Here is a 20,329-nt window from a genome sequence, read left to right as displayed (position 1 = left end):
TCCGTCCATCAGCTCAAACACGCGCTCACCAGCAACAACAGCCTGTTGCAGCATCGCCTGTTGCGTGGTCAGTTCGATTAATGGTTCGTTAAGCCGCCCAAGATAGCTGATAAACGCATACAGCACGCCCACTTCAATGGTGCCGCTGGCGGAGAAGCCAAACAGCATCAACAAGCCACAAAGGATGAGCGACGAAAAAAGGCTCAGTAATGGCCGCAGTAAAAAACCGTCGAGGCGCAGGGTTTGCATCCTCGCCATATAGTGCGACCGACTGGCCTCACCCATGCGTTCACCAAATCGTGCCTGCTGACGGAACTGCTGGATGACGCTCATACCGTTGATGATTTCGTTAAAGCCGTCGTTGATATCCGCCAGATAGGCGCGCACACGGCGGACAATCGGCGTACTGTAACGCTGGTATATCACCATCACCACCAGCACGACCGGAAAAATCATTATCGCCACCAGCGCCATCCGCCAGTCGAGGCTGAACATCGCTACCAGCATCGCGCCCACCAGTGCGGCGCTACGCAGAACGGTTGCCACTACGGTAACGTAGAGGTCGCGGATCACTTCAGTATCATTAGTGACGCGGGAAATCACCTGCCCGACAGGCTGGATATCAAACTCGCTTAATGGCTGGCGTAGCGCAGCATCCATTACATCGGTACGCAACTGTTGTACAACGCCAACTGCCGCCCGATTAAACAGCAGCGACTGTGCGTAGTGCAGTCCAGCGGCAAACAGTTGCAGCCCAACATACGCCGCCGCCAGACCGGCAACCACTTTCAACGGCAGATTATTTTTCGCCACCATATTATCGATGAAATAGCTGATGAGTAGCGGTCCACTGACTTCTGCCGCTGCCGCAACCCACATCATCAGAACCGCAATCCCCAGTGGTTTGCGCCACGGCGAACCATACGCTAACAGGCGTTTGAGAGTCGGCCAGAGTTGGCTAAAACTACGCATCGACGGCCTCCTCACGAATTTCCGGAGCATCGTCAAGCGCCGCCTCCAGTTGTTGATAGCGATACATATCGCGATACCAGCCGCTTTGTTGCGCCAGCGCATCATGATTGCCACGCTGGGCGATATGTCCGTGCTGCATCACAATAATCTCACTGGCCTCCGTCAGCGCAGAAAGACGATGGGCACTGATGATTACTGTTCTTCCCTGCCCCCACTGGCGCAGGTTATGCAGGATCTGATGCTCTGTGCGTCCGTCCACCGCCGAAAGCGCATCATCAAGGATAAGGATTTCTGCGTTGACTAATAACGCACGAGCAATGGATATGCGCTGCTTTTGTCCACCGGAAAGCATCACGCCGCGCTCGCCCACTTCTGTGTCGTAACCTTGCGGCAGACGCAAAATATCGTCATGTACGCTGGCTAATCGCGCTACGTGTTCAATCTCTTGCTGGGTGGCATTCGGGCAACCCAGCGCGATGTTATTCGCCACGGTGTCGGAAAAAAGGAACGGCGTCTGGCTGACCACCGCCAGGCGGCTACGCCAGCTATCGAGTTGTAACTTCGTCAGAGGAATATCATGAAAGCGGATATCCCCCTCGCTGACGTCGAAATGACGCTGAATGAGTGACAGCAGAGTACTTTTGCCAGAACCGGTCGGTCCGCAAATACCCAGCATCTGACCGGGTTTGAGTGCGAAACTGACATTCTCCAGCGCAGGATGATCAGTTTGTGGATAAGTAAACTGGCGAATATTTACATCCAGTTCGCCACGCCCTTGCGGCACTGGTTCGCTACCATCATTCACCACCGGCGCTTCAGCCAGCATCGTCCGAATACGGCTATATGCCGCGCTGCCGCGTTCCACAATGTTAAACATCCAGGCCAGCGCCAGCATCGGCCAAATCATTAACCCCAGATACATCATAAAACTGGTGAGCTGCCCCAGCGTTAAGCTGCCCTGCACCACCATCCAGCTTCCCCCACCAATCGCCAGCAAATTCGCCATGCCAATCGCGATATAGATAGTCGGATCAAAACGGGCATCAATACGCGCCACCCGCATGTTTTTCTTGCCAGTGTCTTCAGCATCTGCGGCAAATAGCGCCGACTGGCGATCTTCCAGACCAAAGGCTTTGATCATGCGGATACTGGTGAGGCTCTCCTGGGTGCGATCGTTGAGACTGGAAAACGCCGCCTGCGCCAGCTTAAAGCGTTCATGCAAAGCATCGCCGTTGCGCTTAATCATGATTGCCATCACTGGCATCGGCAATAGTGCAAATAAGGTCAACTGCCAGCTAATTTGCGTTGACATCATAATCAACACTGCGCAGCCCATCACCAGTGAATCCACTAGCGTCAGCACCCCTTCTCCGGCGGCAAACACGACCCGATCGACGTCATTGGTCGCACGAGCCATGAGGTCGCCCGTGCGATGACGCAGGTAAAACTCTGGATGCTGGCGGCTTAGCTGGCGGTAATAATCTTCACGCAGTTCAACAGCCAGTTGATAAGACGCGCCAAACAGCAGTACGCGCCAGACATAACGCAGGAGATAAACCACGACTGCAATCAGCACCATGGTGGCGATCCACATCAGGATCTGCCCGGTAGTAAAGTGTTGTTCCGTCACGCCATCGACAACAATACCGACCACTTTCGGCGGAACCAGTTGCAGCATCGCGATAATAACAAGCAAGGCCACAGCCCCGAGATAGCGACGCCATTCCCGACGGAAATACCAGCTTAGTTGAGCAAATAATCGCACGCGTTGTGTCCTGACCTGATTCTGGATATTTATTCGATGGGTAAAGAAGTGGTGTATTTAATCTGTTCCATCGCGAAGCTGGAAGTAACGTCCGACAGACCTGGAACGCTGTTTACCAGACGCTTATAAAATTCGTCATAGCGTTTCATATCGGCAACCTGAACACGCATCAGATAATCATATTCACCGGCCATGCGCCAGAACCCCAGCACTTCTGGCATTTCCGTTACCACCGTGACAAAGCGGCAATACCATTCGCTGCTGTGATGTTGCGTTTTAATCAACACAAAAGCAGTCAGCCCGAGGCCAATTTTTTCCGGGTCCAGCAGGGCGACTTTGCCGATAAGGATACCGTCATCCTCCAGCCGTTTCAGACGCTTCCAGCAAGGCGTGGTTGTCAGATTAACGGCTTCTGCCAGTGCCTGCAAAGAGAGGGTGCAATCCTGCTGTAGTAAGGCCAGCAGCTTACGGTCAATTTTATCTAACATAGCCAATCCGCAGAGAATTTTTTTCTCTTTTAATTCTATTTTAAAGACGAAATACCGACAATTTATTCTGTGCGGTTTAAACGCCACTGCACAAAATGACAAATTCAAAGTAAAAAAAACCGGGCGATTGCCCGGCGCTGGAAGAGATCTCGTTATTCGGGGGAATAAGGTAGATGTGGATTGTCCAGCCAGTGCGTCAAATAGTGAGAGACCGCCTGATTTCGGCAATGTCCAATCACCGGTAAATGAGGGAGTTCCGCGCGCAGTTGCGGCATCGCATTGCCCATGATAAAACCGCTACCGACGCTGCCTAACATTTCGCGATCGTTCATCGCATCACCAAAGGCCATGCAGTCGTGCAGTGAAAAACCTAAATGTTGGGTCAGCACCGCCAACGCCGCGCCTTTATTACACCCCACTGGCAGCACTTCCAGGCAATTAATCGCAGAAAAACACAAATGTGCGCGCTCGCCTAATGCTTCGTTTAGTTGGATATGCAAGCGCATAAGATCGTCGTGATCGCCACAGAAACAGATCTTGGTGACGCTGCCGAGTGGCATTTTTTTGACATCGATAATCTGATAACGGAAACCGCTATACACAAATGCCTGCAACAATGCTGGGATCTCTTGCCCGGTAAACCAGCCATTGTCATTGAAGATATGCATACTGGCCTGGGTATCCCATTTCTGGTACAGCACTAATTCCGCCACGTCCGCAGGCAAATCATCACGATGTAAAAGTTCGCCTTCCAGAGAGTGCACACGCGTACCGTTGCCGGTAATTAAATACGCATCCAGCGATAGCACCCCGATAATATGCTGCATCTCCAGCGCATGACGCCCCGTAGCAAAAGTGAGGGTAATATCGCGTTCACGCAGACGCGCCAGAGTCGAGAGGGTTTTCTCACCTAAATGGTGATCAGGCATCAATAAAGTGCCGTCCATATCAAATGCTGCCAGACGAGCCATTTCTTTCTCCACTCTGTGACACGGTTAATGGTGATTGAGTATTACCTGATATATACGGAAGTAATAGTGAATAGTTAAATAATATTGTTCCGGGTTTATATGCGACTGCTAAACCGTCTTAACCAGTATCAACGTCTGTGGCAACCTTCTGCCGGAGAGCCGCAATCCGTCACCGTCAGCGAACTGGCCGAACGCTGTTTTTGCAGCGAACGCCACGTGCGCACCCTGTTACGTCAGGCTCAGGAGTCGGGATGGCTGGAGTGGCAGGCGCAATCAGGACGCGGAAAACGCGGGCACCTGCGTTTTCTGGTGACACCGGGATCCCTGCGCAACGCGATGATGGAACAGGCACTGGAAACCGGAAAACAGCAAGATGTGCTGGAGCTGGCGCAACTGGCTCCTGGTGAACTGCGCACCCTATTACAACCGTTTATGGGCGGGCAATGGCAAAACGATACGCCAACGTTGCGTATTCCCTATTATCGCCCGCTCGAACCGCTACAACCGGGCTTTTTACCCGGTCGTGCCGAGCAGCATCTCGCCGGGCAGATATTTTCCGGTCTGACCCGCTTCGACAATAATACCCAACGCCCGATTGGCGATTTAGCACATCACTGGGAAATCTCTGCTGACGGGCTACGCTGGGATTTTTATCTTCGTTCAACGCTGCACTGGCATAACGGCGATGTGGTAAAAGCAACGCAACTACACCAGCGATTATTGATGCTGCTACAACTGCCAGCGTTGGGGAAATTATTGACTAGCGTGAAGCGTATTGAAGTCACCCATCCGCAGTGTCTGACCTTCTTTTTACATCGCCCTGATTATTGGCTGGCACACAGGCTGGCGAGCTATTGTAGTCATCTGGCGCATCCGCAATTATCGCTGGTGGGAACCGGTCCTTTTCGCTTAACAAAATTCACAACAGAACTGGTGCGACTCGAAAGCCATGATTATTACCATTTACGTCACCCACTGCTAAAAGCGGTTGAGTACTGGATAACCCCACCACTTTTTGAAAAAGATTTGGGAACCAGTTGTCAGCATCCAGTACAAATCACCATCGGTAAACCTGAAGAGTTGCCACGGGTCAGCCAGGTCAGTAGCGGCATCAGTTTAGGTTTTTGCTATTTAACGTTGCGCAAAAGCCCCCGCCTTTCCCTCTGGCAGGCGCGAAAAGTGATTTCCATTATCCATCAATCCGGTTTACTACAAACGTTAGAAGTCGGAGAAAACCTGATCACTGCCAGTAATGCATTGCTGCCTGGCTGGGCTATTCCACAATGGGATGTACCGGATGAGGTCAAATTACCGGAAAACCTGACGTTGGTTTATCACCTGCCAGTGGAACTTCATGTAATGGCAGAACAATTACGAACGACGCTGGCAGCAGAAGGTTGCGAATTAACGATTGTTTTTCATAACGCGAAAAACTGGGACGACACGACCCCGCTGGCACAGGCAGATTTGATGATGGGCGACAGGCTAATTGGCGAAGCGCCGGAATATACTCTGGAGCAATGGCTGCGTTGCGATCCACTCTGGTCATATGTTTTCGACGCTTCAGCATATGCACATCTGCAATCGACACTGGATACCGTGCAGTTGATGGCTGATGAGGAAAAGCGGAATAACGCGCTGAAAACTGTGTTTAGCCAGTTAATGGAAGATGCAACGCTGACGCCGCTGTTCAATTATCACTATCGCATTAGCGCCCCGCCCGGAGTGAACGGTGTGCGGCTAACACCGCGCGGCTGGTTTGAATTTACCGAAGCCTGGCTTCCCGCGCCATCGCAATGAAGCACTGGTCGGGGTTAACCGCAGGCGTTACCATAACGCTTTTATCGATTTAGCAGGATTATCTATGAAACGTGCCGTCGTTGTGTTTAGTGGAGGTCAGGATTCCACCACCTGTCTGGTACAGGTATTGCAGCAATATGATGAAGTCCATTGCGTGACGTTCGATTACGGTCAGCGCCATCGCGCAGAGATTGACGTGGCACGCGAACTGGCATTGAAACTGGGTGCACGCGCGCATAAGGTGCTGGATGTGACGCTACTCAACGAGCTGGCGGTCAGCAGCCTGACGCGTGACAGCATTCCGGTGCCTGATTATGAACCTGAAGCCGATGGTATCCCGAATACGTTTGTCCCAGGGCGTAATATTCTGTTCCTGACGCTGGCGGCGATATATGCGTATCAGGTTAAAGCAGAAGCAGTGATCACCGGCGTCTGCGAAACGGATTTCTCCGGTTACCCGGATTGTCGCGATGAGTTTGTGAAAGCACTGAACCATGCCGTCAGTCTGGGCATGGCGAAAGATATTCGATTTGAAACGCCGCTGATGTGGATTGATAAAGCGGAAACCTGGGCGCTCGCGGATTATTACGGCAAACTGGATTTAGTGCGTAACGAAACGCTGACCTGTTATAACGGCATTAAAGGCGATGGTTGTGGTCATTGTGCTGCATGTAATCTGCGCGCTAACGGATTGAATCATTATCTGGCCGACAAACCGGCGGTGATGGCAGCGATGAAGCAGAAAACCGGGTTGCAGTAATTATTCGTGGTGTCGCCGGATGCGGCTTGAGCATCCGGCCAACAAAACGTTTACTGAACCATCAGATCCAGTTTTTCGCGCAGTTCCCCTTCCAGAGCTAATGCTTTCTGCGTTTTGAGATCGATACAAACAAACGTGATAAGTGCATCCGCCACCACCTGCCCTTCCGGCTCAAGAGTGATGACCTGACTCAAAATGCCGCTTTTACCATTTAATTGCTGTAACTGGCTGGTAATGGTTAACAAGTCACTTAATACCGCCGGGCGGCGATAGTTGATATTGATATTGACCACCACGAAAGCGATGTTATGGGCAGTCATCCATTGAAAGCTGTCGCTATTTTCCAGCCCATCCCAGCGGGCTTCTTCGAGAAACTCAAGGTAGCGGGCGTTGTTGACGTGTTGGTAGACGTCGAGATGATATCCACGAACTTTGATTTGTGTTTGCATAGCGCAATAACCTTACGTTGTTGTTATAAGAACTGTTATAAGTACAGAGGTCATAACTGGTATGACCTCTTCAGTCTGGCAAAAAATTGCCACTATGCAAATTAATTACAGGGTTAATACCGCCAGATTACGTTCCACCAGCGAATTGCCCATTCCCGGCACCTGTTTTAAATCCTCCACCGTTTTAAACGGGCCGTACTCTTCGCGATAACTGACAATTGCCTGCGCTTTCTTCAGACCAACGCCATTCATCGCGCGGGCTAGCTCTTCCGCGCTGGCATTATTAATGCTGACCCTGGTGCCTTCTTCGTCACTGGCTTTCGCCGGTACTGCCGCTTTGCTTTGTGCTGCAGGAGCTTCCGCTTTGGTTTCTACCGCTGCCGGTTTCACCGCAGGAGCTGCCGCCAGCGCGCTATGAGACATTCCGGCACAGGCCAGAGACAGGGTGATGAGCAGTGCTTTAATTCCGTGTTTCATACTGTTTTCTCCTTGTTTGTTAACAGTGGAATCACCTTAACGGCAGCGAAAACAGTAAACAAATGGCAATGTTCAGAAATGGAAAAGGCCGCGAAAGCGACCTTTTCTTGTTACAGCTGCAAAGCATTTTTTTGCGAGGCGGCTTCCGGATTATTGCTGTTCCAGCGCATCGCCAATTTTGATTTTCGCCTCTTTACGCAGGTTACTCATCAGAGCTTCAAAGACGATTTGTGCGTTGTTCTGGGTGATGCCCTGCACCATCGCTTTTTTCTGATCTTCCGGCATAGAACCTTGTTTCACTTCGTCCAGCGCCAGCAGAACCACATTACCTTGCATATCGGTCGCCATACCGTAGCTTGGTTTGTCTTTCGCTGGCAGTGGCAGTGCAAACGCCGCCTGGCTAATCGGGTCACGACCGGAACGGCTTAAGGTTTTCGGCTCGCCAAATTTCAGACCGGCAGCCTGCATAGCTTCCGCACCTTTGCCCGCTTTCAGCTCAACCAGCAGTTTTTCAGCATCCACTTTCGCCTGTTGCTCAGCTTTGTTGTGCTGAACCAGTGCCTTAACTTGTTCCTGAACATCTGCCAACGGTTTCACCGCTTCCGGTTTGTGCTCGCTGATGCGCAACACGAATGCGCGATCGCCGTCTACGGTGATAATGTCAGAGTTGATGCCCGGCGCGCCGTTTTCACCTACCAGACCGCCGTTAAAGATAGCATCTGCAACCGGCTTGAAGTTCAACTCTTCCGGCAGGTTATCTTTGCTGAACCAGCCAGTCTGGGTAGCTTTAACGCCCGCAGCCTGCTCTGCGCCAGCCAGAGATTCGGTGTCATTGCTTGCCGCATCGCTCACTTTCTGCTGCAGCGCGTAATATGCATCGAGGGCTTTTTCGTGTTTCACTTTCGCCGCGATATCGTCACGCACTTCGTCTAACGACTTCACTTTTGCCGGCTGAATATCATCCAGACGCACAATCAGGAAACCGACCGAAGATTTGATGACGCCAGACAGTTGGCCTTTTTCTTTCAGACCGGCATTTTTCAGTTCATCCGGGATAGTGGCATCTTCTAACCACCCCATATCGCCGCCGTTACGGGCAGAGATAATATCGGCAGATTTTTCTTTGGCTAACGCAGCAAAATCACCACCTTTATTCAGCTCCTCAAGTACTGCTTTCGCTTCATCTTCAGTTTTAGTCTGGATGATGCTGTAGCGAGTACGCTGTGGCTGGGTGAATTGATCCTGATGCTGATCGTAGTAGCTCTGGATATCCGCATCGCTAACTGGTTGCTGCATCGTTGCGGCATCCAGCTTGATGTAGCTCACGCGGAATTGTTCCGGAGTCATGAAATTGTTTTTATTTTGCTCGTAGTAGCTGGCGATTTCTGGTTCGGTCACAGCTTGTTTAGCCGCCAGCGCGTTAACATCGATAGTCGCTTCACGCACTACACGTTGTTGAGCGACCAGCGCAGCCAGTTCGTCGGTTTCACCTTTCAGCATAAAATCGGTGCCCGCAACGCCGTTAATCAGCTGCTGGGTAGTGAGCTGATTACGCAGTGCCTGCGCGTACTGATCGGCACTCATCCCCATCTGGTTGAGGATACCGTTATAGCGGCTGTTATCGAACTTGCCGTCAACCTGAAACGCTGGGGTTGCGAAAATCGCCTGTTTAACCTGCTCATCGCTGATACTCAGTTTTAGTTCGCGAGCGTACTGATCCAGCAGCGCCTCGTCGATCAGACGATTCAGCACCTGTTGACGCAGGGTTTTCATATAGCCTTCGTTCGCCGCCAGCTCAGAGTATTGATCGCCCAACTGTTGCTGCATACGATTACGCTCGCTGTTGAAGGCGTTCTCGAACTGCCCACGGCTGATTTCCTGGTCATTCACTTTTGCGGCGTAGTTATTGCCTGCGCCAATCAGGTAACCACTCACGCCGGTCAATATGAACGACACGATAATGATACCGAAAATAATCTTGAGCACGAGACTGTTTGCAGCCGTGCGTAAGCTGTCCATCATGGTGTAACAACACTCCGCTGTAGATGACTGTGTACCTCACGCAACATATCGCTGCGCGCAAAGGCCTATTGTGACAAGAAACGGGGGCAATTGTCAGCCCACAACTCGCAGAAAGTCACGCAATACAAATAAAAAAGGCACATCAGTAGATGCGCCCTTGAACTTCGTCACATCCCCAATGGGGATAATCCTTAGTTTACCGCGTCTTTCAGTGCTTTACCTGCACGGAAGCTCGGTACTTTAGCTGCAGCGATGGTGATCTCTTTACCGGTCTGCGGGTTGCGACCAGTACGGGCGGCACGCTCTTTAACGGCAAAAGTACCAAAACCTACCAGTGCTACATCATCCCCTTCTTTCAGGGATTCAGTTACGGAAGCAATAATAGCATCTAACGCACGGCCAGCCGCAGCTTTAGAGATATCAGCCCCTGCAGCAATCTTGTCAATCAATTGAGATTTATTCACTCTTCTCTTCCTCTTTATAATTTATCCCGCACTTGAATCCTTCAACGTGCGAACGCGCAGCAGTTATATCAGGCCAGCCATCCCCTTACAACACCCCTTAATAAGGGCAAGCCTAATCCGCCCTCTAACTTAACGAGACAAAAAAAGGCTGGCAAGTCCGAATTGGCCCGCCAGCCCTCTTTTTATTAGTGCAATTTGCGCAAGGTCACTATTTTGCAGTCACAACCTGCATACCAGACGGTTCATTTTGCAGCGCCAGAGTCAGAACTTCCTCAATGCGCTTCACAGGATGAATGTCCAGATCGGCAATCACGTTGTCCGGAATCTCTTCCAGATCGCGTTTATTTTCGAACGGAATTAACACTGTTTTAATCCCGCCGCGATGTGCCGCCAGCAGTTTTTCTTTCAAACCACCGATTGGCAACACCTGACCACGCAGAGTAATCTCGCCAGTCATCGCCACATCGGCACGAACCGGGTTACCGGTCAGGCAAGAAACCAGCGCGGTGCACATGGCAATACCGGCACTCGGACCATCTTTTGGCGTCGCACCTTCCGGTACGTGCACGTGGATGTCGCGTTTTTCGTAAAAATCAGGGTTGATCCCCAGTTTTTCCGCACGCGCACGAACCACCGTTAACGCCGCCTGAATGGACTCCTGCATGACTTCACCCAGCGAACCGGTATAGGTCAGTTTACCTTTGCCCGGTACACACGCGGTTTCGATGGTCAGCAAGTCACCGCCCACTTCCGTCCACGCCAGACCCGTTACCTGACCGACACGGTTTTCGTTATCCGCGCGACCATAGTCGAAACGCTGAACACCGAGGTAGTCATGCAGGTTATCGCCGTTAATTTCGATATGTTTTAGAGACTTATCGAGCAGTAACTGCTTAACCGCTTTACGGCACAGTTTGGAGATTTCACGCTCCAGACCACGCACGCCCGCCTCACGGGTGTAGTAACGAATAATGCCGATAATGGCGCTATCGTCGACGGTCAACTCACCTTTTTTCAGCGCATTACGTTCAATCTGCTTCGGCAGCAGGTGACGTTTGGCGATGTTCAGTTTTTCATCTTCGGTATAACCGGAGAGGCGAATCACTTCCATACGATCCAACAGCGGTGCCGGAATGTTCATGGAGTTCGACGTCGCGACAAACATCACGTCGCTAAGGTCGTAATCCACTTCCAGGTAGTGGTCGCTGAACGCTACGTTCTGCTCTGGATCCAGCACTTCAAGCAGTGCGGAGGCCGGATCGCCACGCATGTCAGAAGACATTTTGTCGATCTCATCGAGCAGGAACAGCGGGTTTTTAACGCCCACTTTCGCCATTTTCTGGATCAATTTACCCGGCATAGAACCGATGTAAGTACGGCGGTGACCACGGATTTCCGCTTCATCACGCACGCCGCCTAGCGCCATACGGACATATTTACGTCCGGTAGCTTTGGCGATGGACTGCCCCAGAGAAGTTTTACCTACCCCCGGCGGCCCAACCAGGCAAAGGATCGGCCCCTTGATTTTGTTGACACGACTTTGAACCGCAAGATACTCAAGGATGCGATCTTTCACGCGCTCCAGACCATAATGGTCGGTATCAAGGATTTCTTGCGCCTGACGCAGGTCTTTTTTGACCTTGCTACGCGCATTCCACGGCACCTGCACCATCCAGTCGATATAGCCACGCACCACGGTCGCTTCTGCCGACATCGGAGACATCATTTTCAGCTTCTGCAGTTCTGCTTCCGCTTTCTCTTTTGCCTCTTTCGGCATTTTCGCCGCGTCGATTTTGCGCTTCAGGGCTTCGTTTTCGTCCGGCGCATCGTCCATTTCGCCGAGTTCTTTCTGAATAGCTTTCATTTGCTCGTTCAGATAGTACTCACGCTGGGATTTCTCCATCTGCTTTTTGACGCGGTTGCGAATGCGTTTCTCAACCTGCAGCAGATCGATTTCCGATTCCATCATCGCCATCAAATATTCCAGACGTTCGTTAACGTCGGACATCTCAAGAACGGACTGTTTGTCAGCCAGTTTCAGCGGCATATGCGCGGCAATAGTATCCGCCAGCCGCGCCGGATCGTCGATGCTGTTCAGCGACGTCAGCACTTCTGGTGGGATTTTTTTGTTCAGCTTGATGTAGCCTTCGAACTGGCTGATTGCGGTACGCACCAGCACTTCCTGTTCCCGCTCATCAATGGTCGGCGACTCCAGATACTCCGCCTTCGCAGAAAAGTGTTCGCCATTGTCAGAGAGCGCAGAAATACGCGCGCGCTGTAACCCCTCAACCAGCACTTTGACGGTGCCGTCAGGCAGTTTCAGCATCTGCAATATAGAGGCCACGGTCCCGACAGTGAAAAGATCGTTTACACCCGGCTCATCCGTTGAAGCTTCTTTCTGCGCGACCAGCATAATTTTTTTATCATGGTCCATCGCCGCTTCCAGACAACGGATAGACTTTTCCCGCCCAACAAATAAGGGGATGACCATGTGCGGATAAACCACCACATCGCGCAGCGGCAATACGGGGATTTCAATGCGTTCAGAACGCTCAGGATTCATAGAGCTCTCTCTTAGTTTAATTTCCGCCAGGTAATCAGATGACACGACTGTGCTTCACGCCATCTATTAACATGTACGTCAGTATATGGGGATGTTTCCCCCACATTCAACGCCGAGAATAGAGGAAAAATTAAAGGGGAGATAAAATCCCCCCTTTTTGGTTAACTAATTGTATGGGAATGGTTAATTATTCACCAGATGCCTGCTGAGCTTCCGGCTTGCCAGAAATCAGCAACGGTTTGCTTTGCCCATCAATTACCGACTCGTCGATAACCACTTTTTCGACATCTTCCATGGACGGCAGATCGTACATGGTATCGAGCAGCGCAGCTTCTACGATGGAGCGCAGACCACGAGCACCGGTTTTACGCGCCATCGCTTTCTTAGCGATAGCATCCAGCGCCTCGTCACGGAATTCCAGATCCACGCCCTCAAGATTAAACAGCGCCTGATACTGCTTGGTCAGGGCGTTTTTCGGCTCTTTGAGGATCTGAATCAGGGCTTCTTCGCTCAGTTCATTCAGCGTTGCGACAACTGGCAGACGACCGATGAACTCAGGGATCAGACCAAACTTAATCAGATCTTCTGGTTCAACCTGCGCCAGCAGTTCACCTTCGCTTGCTTTGTCAGATTTCGCTTTTACCGTCGCGCCAAAACCAATGCCGGAGCCGGTTTCTACACGATGGGAAATGACTTTATCCAGACCAGCGAACGCACCACCACAGATAAACAGGATCTTAGAGGTATCTACCTGCAAGAATTCCTGCTGCGGATGCTTACGTCCCCCCTGCGGTGGGACGGCGGCAACCGTACCTTCGATCAGTTTCAACAGTGCCTGCTGTACGCCTTCACCGGAAACGTCTCGGGTAATAGAAGGATTGTCCGACTTACGAGAAATCTTGTCGATTTCATCGATGTAGACAATCCCACGCTGTGCTTTCTGTACGTCGTAATCGCACTTTTGCAACAGCTTCTGAATGATGTTTTCAACGTCTTCGCCCACATAACCGGCTTCGGTCAGCGTGGTCGCGTCGGCCATGGTGAATGGGACGTCCAGCAGACGCGCCAGAGTTTCGGCCAGCAGCGTTTTACCGGAACCCGTCGGACCGATCAGCAGAATGTTACTTTTGCCCAACTCGACGCCATTGCTGGTATCGCCGTTGCGCAGACGTTTGTAGTGGTTGTATACCGCGACCGCCAGCACTTTTTTCGCCTGTTCCTGACCGATAACGTAATCGTCCAGGTGGTTGCGAATTTCATGCGGCGTCGGTAGCGCACTGCGTTCACGATGCGGTGCAACTTCTTTAATCTCTTCGCGAATGATGTCATTACATAAATCAACACATTCGTCGCAGATATACACGGATGGACCGGCAATCAGCTTGCGCACTTCATGCTGGCTTTTGCCGCAAAAAGAGCAATACAGCAATTTGCCTGAGCCATCTTTGCGTTTATCTGTCATGGGTCAAAACCTCTTCTTTGTTCTTTGTGCCGCACACGACGACGCAAATGCCATTCTCAGGCGCAAGCCGCTTACAGCGTTGTGCCGCCCTGGATAAGTATAGCGGCACAGTTGCGCCTCTGGCATCAATTACGATGGGTCAGAATCGAATCGACCAGACCGTATTCCACCGCTTCAGGGGCGGAAAGGAAGCGATCGCGCTCGGTATCACGTTCAATCTGTTCTAATGATTGACCCGTATGAAGCGCCATAAGTTCATTCATGCGCCCTTTAACTTTCAGAATTTCACGGGCATGAATTTCGATATCGGTCGCCTGGCCCTGATAGCCGCCCAACGGCTGGTGAATCATCACGCGCGAATTCGGCAGGCAGAAACGTTTACCTTTTGCCCCTGCGGTCAGCAAGAAAGCGCCCATCGAGGCCGCCTGGCCCATACAAATGGTGCTGACATCAGGCTTGATAAACTGCATGGTGTCATAGATAGACATCCCGGCAGTGATCACCCCGCCTGGGGAGTTAATGTACAGATAGATATCTTTTTCTGGATTTTCTGCTTCCAGGAACAGCATCTGCGCCACAATCAGGTTAGCCATGTGGTCTTCAACCTGGCCAGTCAGAAAAATGACGCGTTCCTTAAGTAGACGAGAATAGATATCAAAAGAGCGCTCACCGCGTGAGGTCTGTTCAATGACCATCGGCACCAGCGCCATATGGGGTGCAAAGTTATCTCGTTCGCCGCTGTATGACATTTCCGTCTCCTGGATAAAATTGAAAAAACCTGCTGTACCGATTGTAACCTTATGGACGGATTATCAGCTAGTCCCTGTGTTATGGGTACGGCATCACCATATTTCAAGCATAACAATCTTTTGTTGTTACGCTAACACCGAAAGAGGCTTTTCGCACGGTTCCATGCAAAATTCATGACAAAAAAAAAGCCCACCACCTGGCGGTGACGGGCCTTTGTGCGAATTTAGCGCGTTATGCTGCGTAAATTACGCCTGCTGGTTCATCAGCTCGTTGAAAGTGGTTTCTTTTTCAGTCACTTTCGCTTTCGCCAGTACAGCTTCAACAGCCTGTTCTTCCAGAGCAACATTGCGCATGTTGTCCATCAGTTCTTTGTTTTTGCTGTAGAATTCGATAACTTCTTTCGGATCTTCGTACGCAGAAGCCATCTCTTCGATCAGGCCTTTCACGCGCTCTTCGTCAGCTTTCAGCTCGTTGGCGCGAATAACTTCGCCCAGCAGCAGGCCAACAACTACGCGGCGTTTAGCCTGTTCTTCGAACAGTTCGCGTGGCAGTTCCAGAGCTTGTTTTTCGTTGCCACCGAAACGCTGTGCAGCCTGGCGACGCAGAACGTCGATTTCGCTATCGATCAGCGCAGCCGGTACGTCGATGTCGTTAGCTTTTACCAGACCTTCGATCGCCTGAGACTTAACGCGGTTACGGATGGCGCTCTTCAGCTCGCGCTCCATGTTTTTACGCACTTCAGCGCGCAGACCTTCTACGGAACCATCTTCAACGCCGAAACGTTTGATGAATTCAGCAGTCAGTTCCGGCAGTTCACGCTCTTCAACTTTCTTCAGGTTGATAGCAAATTTCGCTGCTTTACCTTTCAGGTTTTCTGCGTGGTACTCTTCCGGGAAGGTCACGTCGATGGTGAACTCTTCGCCCGCTTTGTGGCCTTTGATACCGTCTTCAAAGCCCGGAATCATACGACCCTGGCCCATCGCCAGTACGAAATCAGACGCTTTACCGCCTTCGAACTCTTCGCCGTCTACAGAACCAGTGAAGTCGATGGTCACACGGTCTTCTGCTTCAACAGCGCCGTCTTTTTCTTTCCAGGTCGCCTGCTGTTTACGCAGAGTATCTAACATACCGTCAACGTCAGCGTCGGTCACTTCAACGATCGGTTTTTCAACTTCAATCGCTTCCAGACCCTGCAGTTCAACTTCCGGATAAACTTCAAACTCTACAGAGTAGGTGAAGTCTTCACCCAGCTTGTATTCGCCCGGAACGTAAGTCGGTGCGCCAGCCGGATTGATTTTTTCTTTAATGATGGCGTCAATGAAGTTACGGCTCATCAGGTCGCCCAGAACGTCCTGGCGTACAGACGCGCCATAACGCTGAGCAACGATATTCATTGGCACTTTGCCTTTGCGGAAGCCGTCAATACGTACTTTTTTCGCAACGTTGACCAGCTCGCTTTTAACAGCGGTCTCGATGCTGTCAGCAGCGATAGTAATCGTTACACGGCGGCCAAGGCCTTGAGTGGTTTCAACTGAAACTTGCATCTTGTTACCTCAAAAAATCACAGTGCTCGGTCAACTCTTACCCCGCAAGCACAGGTTGTTGGCTTCGCGGAACCGGGATGTTCTTATAATCAATCACATTCCCTGTTACCAGAATCATCCCGAAAGCATTCAAATAGGACGCGGCATTATAGCGGCATCACTTTTATGAGTCGAGAACGGTTATTGCGCGCTGCCGCGTATTTTTTCACAATTCTCAGGTAATTTTCGTCTGAATGCTGGGCAAAAAGCGCAAAATCCAGACAAAACAAAACGGCCCGCAGGCCGTTTTTCATAAAATCTTTAACAACATACTGGAAAAACGCTAACTGTTGCAAATGCGTTTAGGCAATGCTTCCAGCTCCACGACAGGGAGGAGAAGCAAAGATGGTATCCTGCAATCCTTCCCACTCTTTAATGGTATAAGTATGCAGAGCCAGCGCATGAACGGTAGTAGAGAGTTCCTCCGCTAAAGTACTGTAAATCATTCGATGACGATTCAGAAAACGTTCACCCATAAAACGATCGCTGACCAGCACAACTTTAAAATGGCTTTCAGAGCCGGCTGGGACATTGTGACGATAGCTTTCATCCACAACTTCGAGGAATACGGGTTGGAACGCCGTCCTTAATTTTTCTTCTATCCGCTCACGTATCATCATGAAATATCTCCTCCGACAACGCTGAGATGTCACCCATCCCTTTAAATACTAGCCGCTTTAACCGTTTCCATTACAGCTTAACAACAAATAATTAGCTTTCATCCTATTTTTTCTGTCAAGCGTATGAAGTTTACTGATTTAAAGATTGATTCACCGGCTTCACATCGGTGTTTCTTTTACCCAAGGCGATTATTTCGTCAACATAATGAATTTACATGTCTTACCCACTTCCCCTCGTCGTTGGCGATGTTATGATGGCGGGAATCTTTACCAAACACGCTAAAAAGTCTCTGAGAGCCAGAACATGTTCAAAAAAATCCTCTTCCCGTTAGTTGCTCTGTTTATGCTTGCAGGATGTGCAAAACCGCCAACAACCATTGAAGTTTCTCCGACGATGACGCTGCCACAGCAAGATCCTAGTCTGATGGGCATCACCGTTAGCATTAATGGTGCCGATCAGCGTACCGATCAGGCGCTGGCAAAAGTCACCCGCGATAATCAAATCGTTACCCTGACCGCTTCCCGCGATCTGCGTTTCCTGCTGCAAGAAGTGCTGGAAAAACAGATGACCGCTCGCGGTTATATGGTTGGCCCGAATGGCCCGGTTAATCTGCAAATCATCGTTAGCCAACTGTATGCCGACGTGTCCCAGGGCAACGTGCGCTACAACATTGCTACTAAAGCAGATATCGCCATCATTGCCACCGCGCAGAATGGCAACAAAATGACTAAAAACTATCGTGCCAGCTACAACGTTGAAGGTGCATTCCAGGCCTCCAACAAAAACATTGCCGATGCGGTTAACAGTGTGCTGACCGACACCATTGCTGATATGTCTCAGGACACCAGCATCCACGAATTTATCAAGCAGAACGCACGTTAATTTCTGCCCTCTGGCCCGGTGTAAATCGGGCCTGTAGACGCCCATGTCCAGTCAATATTTACGTATTTTCCAACAGCCACGTTCAGCTATTTTGCTGATCCTGGGTTTTGCTTCCGGGCTGCCGCTCGCCCTGACATCCGGCACCTTACAGGCGTGGATGACCGTCGAGAATATCGATCTTAAAACCATTGGTTTCTTCTCTCTGGTGGGTCAGGCATACGTCTTTAAATTCCTCTGGTCGCCGCTGATGGACCGCTATACCCCGCCGTTCCTCGGTCGTCGACGCGGCTGGCTGCTCGCTACGCAAGCGTTGCTGTTACTGGCGATTGCGGCGATGGGGTTTCTCGAACCGGGTACTCAACTTCGTTGGATGGCGGCACTGGCGGTGGTTATCGCTTTTTGCTCCGCTTCTCAGGATATCGTCTTTGATGCATGGAAAACGGATGTGCTTCCTGCGGAAGAACGTGGCGCAGGTGCAGCAATCAGCGTGCTGGGTTACCGTTTAGGGATGCTGGTTTCTGGTGGTTTAGCCTTATGGCTGGCAGATAAATGGCTGGGCTGGCAAGGCATGTACTGGTTGATGGCGGCTCTGCTGATCCCCTGTATTATCGCAACGTTGCTTGCGCCAGAACCAACCGACACTATTCCTGTTCCCAAAACACTAGAACAAGCCGTTGTAGCACCGTTACGTGATTTCTTCGGTCGCAATAACGCATGGCTGATTCTGCTTTTAATCGTGCTGTATAAGCTGGGCGATGCTTTCGCCATGAGTCTGACTACCACCTTTTTGATTCGCGGCGTCGGGTTTGATGCCGGTGAAGTAGGCGTGGTTAACAAAACGCTCGGTCTGCTGGCGACCATCGTCGGCGCGTTGTACGGTGGTATTCTGATGCAGCGTCTTTCGCTGTTCCGTGCATTACTGATTTTCGGCCTTTTACAAGGTGCGTCCAACGCCGGTTACTGGCTGCTTTCGGTGACTGATAAGCATCTCTACAGCATGGGCGCAGCCGTCTTTTTCGAAAACCTGTGTGGCGGGATGGGCACATCGGCATTTGTGGCGCTGTTAATGACGCTGTGTAATAAGTCATTCTCCGCTACTCAGTTTGCCCTGCTCTCGGCGCTTTCCGCTGTCGGACGGGTATATGTCGGCCCCGTGGCGGGCTGGTTTGTTGAATCACACGGCTGGCCGACGTTTTATCTGTTCTCTGTTGCGGCCGCTGTACCAGGGCTTATTTTGCTGCTGGTTTGTCGCCAGACGCTTGAATATACACGGGTCAACGACAACTTTATCCCACGAACCGAATATCCGTCAGGTTATGCTTTTGCCATGTGGACACTGGCGGCGGGCGTCGGTCTGTTAGCCGTGTGGTTACTGCTGTTGACAATGGACGCGCTGGATTTGACCCACTTCTCTTTCCTGCCTGCGCTGTTGGAAGTCGGCGTTTTAGTCGCCCTGGGCGGCGTCGTGCTTGGTGGTTTTCTGGATTATCTGGCGCTACGAAAAACGCATCTGACGTAATCTGTGAATATAATTTAGCTGTAGTAATCACCCGGCGTAATTATTACGGCTAAATAAACATCAGCATTGCTTAATAATATTTGTTCTTTTGTGCGGCTTAGATTTCTGAAATTATTGACTGAATCTATATGTTTTATTTTTTACACGATTCAGCTAATGACTCTTTATTTCCCTACGCCTGATTTGTCACCTCAATGATGATTATTTGTTAAATAATTGTTTTATTTTGAGATTGGTTATACCAATTGCCATCCCCACCCCCTTCTGTAGTCCCCTTTCGTTATAACGCCCTTTTGTAACAGCTTCTTAAAATCAACCTGATATGTTTTGCAACATATGTGACCTGACAGTCAAATCCAGGTAACAGGAATTTAATCATGTTTACAGTAATGTAACCTTCCCGTAAAATGCCCACACACTTTAAACGCCACCAGATCCCGTGGAATTGAGGTCGTTAAATGAGACTCAGGAAATACAATAAAAGTTTGGGATGGTTGTCATTATTTGCAGGCACTGTATTGCTCAGTGGTTGTAATTCTGCGCTGTTAGATCCCAAAGGACAGATTGGTCTGGAGCAACGTTCACTGATACTGACGGCATTTGGCCTGATGTTGATTGTCGTTATTCCCGCAATCTTGATGGCTGTTGGTTTTGCCTGGAAGTACCGTGCGAGCAATAAAGATGCTAAGTACAGCCCGAACTGGTCACACTCCAATAAAGTGGAAGCTGTGGTCTGGACGGTGCCTATCTTAATCATCATCTTCCTTGCGGTACTAACCTG

17 protein-coding genes and 1 pseudogene are annotated in these 20,329 nt (G+C 50.6%); 5 read left to right on the top strand and 13 right to left on the bottom strand.

Annotated features, from left to right (window positions below; all coding sequences use genetic code 11):
• The 4 genes from EQY_RS0112050 to cof form a co-directional block, all read right to left on the bottom strand.
• A partial coding sequence (locus EQY_RS0112050) for an ABC transporter transmembrane domain-containing protein (RefSeq protein WP_001256188.1) occupies positions 1-972 on the bottom strand: 972 nt, incomplete at its 3' end.
• On the bottom strand, positions 965-2,737 hold the full coding sequence (locus EQY_RS0112045; protein ID WP_001235638.1) for a SmdA family multidrug ABC transporter permease/ATP-binding protein: 1,773 nt from the start codon (positions 2,735-2,737) through the stop codon (positions 965-967). The genes EQY_RS0112050 and EQY_RS0112045, both read right to left, overlap by 8 nt.
• A gap of 29 nt (positions 2,738-2,766) precedes the next feature.
• Complete coding sequence (decR, locus tag EQY_RS0112040) at positions 2,767-3,225, bottom strand: DNA-binding transcriptional regulator DecR (RefSeq protein ID WP_000884589.1); 459 nt, start codon at positions 3,223-3,225, stop codon at positions 2,767-2,769.
• Between the two features lie 152 nt (positions 3,226-3,377).
• The gene (cof, locus tag EQY_RS0112035; RefSeq protein WP_024212548.1) at positions 3,378-4,196 is read right to left on the bottom strand and encodes an HMP-PP phosphatase; all 819 of its coding nucleotides are present in this window, start codon (positions 4,194-4,196) and stop codon (positions 3,378-3,380) included.
• Between the two features lie 99 nt (positions 4,197-4,295).
• Between cof and EQY_RS0112030 the strand changes: the two genes are divergently transcribed.
• The gene (locus tag EQY_RS0112030; RefSeq protein WP_001238153.1) at positions 4,296-5,996 is read left to right on the top strand and encodes an SgrR family transcriptional regulator; all 1,701 of its coding nucleotides are present in this window, start codon (positions 4,296-4,298) and stop codon (positions 5,994-5,996) included.
• 64 nt (positions 5,997-6,060) lie between these two features.
• Positions 6,061-6,756: a 7-cyano-7-deazaguanine synthase QueC gene (gene queC, locus EQY_RS0112025; protein ID WP_000817253.1), complete on the top strand. Its 696-nt coding sequence runs from the start codon at positions 6,061-6,063 to the stop codon at positions 6,754-6,756.
• Positions 6,757-6,806: 50 nt separating this feature from the next.
• On the opposite strand, the gene fadM is transcribed toward queC, so the two are convergent.
• The 9 genes from fadM to bolA form a co-directional block, all read right to left on the bottom strand.
• The gene (gene fadM / locus EQY_RS0112020; protein ID WP_001194533.1) at positions 6,807-7,205 is read right to left on the bottom strand and encodes a long-chain acyl-CoA thioesterase FadM; all 399 of its coding nucleotides are present in this window, start codon (positions 7,203-7,205) and stop codon (positions 6,807-6,809) included.
• Between the two features lie 105 nt (positions 7,206-7,310).
• A complete protein-coding gene (locus tag EQY_RS0112015; protein ID WP_000680302.1) occupies positions 7,311-7,682 on the bottom strand; it encodes a helix-hairpin-helix domain-containing protein in 372 nt (123 codons plus the stop codon).
• A gap of 150 nt (positions 7,683-7,832) precedes the next feature.
• Positions 7,833-9,704 (bottom strand): peptidylprolyl isomerase, encoded by a 1,872-nt coding sequence (gene ppiD / locus EQY_RS0112010; RefSeq protein WP_000969350.1) that lies wholly within the window; start codon positions 9,702-9,704, stop codon positions 7,833-7,835.
• A 191-nt stretch (positions 9,705-9,895) separates the two neighbouring features.
• Positions 9,896-10,186: a nucleoid-associated protein HU-beta gene (gene hupB / locus EQY_RS0112005; RefSeq protein WP_254892905.1), complete on the bottom strand. Its 291-nt coding sequence runs from the start codon at positions 10,184-10,186 to the stop codon at positions 9,896-9,898.
• A 190-nt stretch (positions 10,187-10,376) separates the two neighbouring features.
• On the bottom strand, positions 10,377-12,731 hold the full coding sequence (gene lon, locus EQY_RS0112000) for an endopeptidase La (RefSeq protein ID WP_001295325.1): 2,355 nt from the start codon (positions 12,729-12,731) through the stop codon (positions 10,377-10,379).
• Positions 12,732-12,918: 187 nt separating this feature from the next.
• On the bottom strand, positions 12,919-14,193 hold the full coding sequence (clpX, locus tag EQY_RS0111995; protein WP_000130304.1) for an ATP-dependent protease ATP-binding subunit ClpX: 1,275 nt from the start codon (positions 14,191-14,193) through the stop codon (positions 12,919-12,921).
• 125 nt (positions 14,194-14,318) lie between these two features.
• A complete protein-coding gene (gene clpP / locus EQY_RS0111990) occupies positions 14,319-14,942 on the bottom strand; it encodes an ATP-dependent Clp endopeptidase proteolytic subunit ClpP (protein WP_000122253.1) in 624 nt (207 codons plus the stop codon).
• Between the two features lie 246 nt (positions 14,943-15,188).
• Positions 15,189-16,487 (bottom strand): trigger factor, encoded by a 1,299-nt coding sequence (tig, locus tag EQY_RS0111985; RefSeq protein ID WP_001198383.1) that lies wholly within the window; start codon positions 16,485-16,487, stop codon positions 15,189-15,191.
• Positions 16,488-16,828: 341 nt separating this feature from the next.
• Positions 16,829-17,146 (bottom strand): transcriptional regulator BolA, encoded by a 318-nt coding sequence (bolA, locus tag EQY_RS0111975; RefSeq protein ID WP_000973458.1) that lies wholly within the window; start codon positions 17,144-17,146, stop codon positions 16,829-16,831.
• A gap of 304 nt (positions 17,147-17,450) precedes the next feature.
• Between bolA and EQY_RS0111970 the strand changes: the two genes are divergently transcribed.
• The 3 genes and pseudogenes from EQY_RS0111970 to EQY_RS0111960 all read left to right on the top strand — a co-directional run.
• A complete protein-coding gene (locus tag EQY_RS0111970; protein ID WP_000473500.1) occupies positions 17,451-18,029 on the top strand; it encodes a lipoprotein in 579 nt (192 codons plus the stop codon).
• A 43-nt stretch (positions 18,030-18,072) separates the two neighbouring features.
• Entirely contained in the window at positions 18,073-19,548 is a 1,476-nt protein-coding gene (gene ampG, locus EQY_RS0111965; protein ID WP_000098459.1) for a muropeptide MFS transporter AmpG, read from the top strand.
• A gap of 458 nt (positions 19,549-20,006) precedes the next feature.
• Positions 20,007-20,329: pseudogene (locus EQY_RS0111960) on the top strand (cytochrome o ubiquinol oxidase subunit II); the annotation flags it as partial.

Source organism: Escherichia sp. TW14182, from assembly GCF_000208525.1.
In the GTDB taxonomy this organism is placed as follows: domain Bacteria; phylum Pseudomonadota; class Gammaproteobacteria; order Enterobacterales; family Enterobacteriaceae; genus Escherichia; species Escherichia ruysiae.
The sequence above is the reverse complement of the archived record's forward strand: the minus strand, read 5'-3'. Positions and strand labels throughout refer to the sequence as shown.

Bases quoted from the DNA above. Each gene is read 5' to 3' on its own strand.
- ppiD (WP_000969350.1), bottom strand. From the start codon at position 9,704: ATGATGGACAGCTTACGCACGGCTGCAAACAGTCTCGTGCTCAAGATT.
- lon (WP_001295325.1), bottom strand. From the start codon at position 12,731: ATGAATCCTGAGCGTTCTGAACGCATTGAAATCCCCGTATTGCCGCTG.
- clpX (WP_000130304.1), bottom strand. From the start codon at position 14,193: ATGACAGATAAACGCAAAGATGGCTCAGGCAAATTGCTGTATTGCTCT.
- tig (WP_001198383.1), bottom strand. From the start codon at position 16,487: ATGCAAGTTTCAGTTGAAACCACTCAAGGCCTTGGCCGCCGTGTAACG.
- EQY_RS0111970 (WP_000473500.1), top strand. From the start codon at position 17,451: ATGTTCAAAAAAATCCTCTTCCCGTTAGTTGCTCTGTTTATGCTTGCA.
- cof (WP_024212548.1), bottom strand. From the start codon at position 4,196: ATGGCTCGTCTGGCAGCATTTGATATGGACGGCACTTTATTGATGCCT.
- fadM (WP_001194533.1), bottom strand. From the start codon at position 7,205: ATGCAAACACAAATCAAAGTTCGTGGATATCATCTCGACGTCTACCAA.
- clpP (WP_000122253.1), bottom strand. From the start codon at position 14,942: ATGTCATACAGCGGCGAACGAGATAACTTTGCACCCCATATGGCGCTG.
- EQY_RS0112015 (WP_000680302.1), bottom strand. From the start codon at position 7,682: ATGAAACACGGAATTAAAGCACTGCTCATCACCCTGTCTCTGGCCTGT.
- bolA (WP_000973458.1), bottom strand. From the start codon at position 17,146: ATGATGATACGTGAGCGGATAGAAGAAAAATTAAGGACGGCGTTCCAA.
- queC (WP_000817253.1), top strand. From the start codon at position 6,061: ATGAAACGTGCCGTCGTTGTGTTTAGTGGAGGTCAGGATTCCACCACC.
- decR (WP_000884589.1), bottom strand. From the start codon at position 3,225: ATGTTAGATAAAATTGACCGTAAGCTGCTGGCCTTACTACAGCAGGAT.
- ampG (WP_000098459.1), top strand. From the start codon at position 18,073: ATGTCCAGTCAATATTTACGTATTTTCCAACAGCCACGTTCAGCTATT.
- EQY_RS0112030 (WP_001238153.1), top strand. From the start codon at position 4,296: ATGCGACTGCTAAACCGTCTTAACCAGTATCAACGTCTGTGGCAACCT.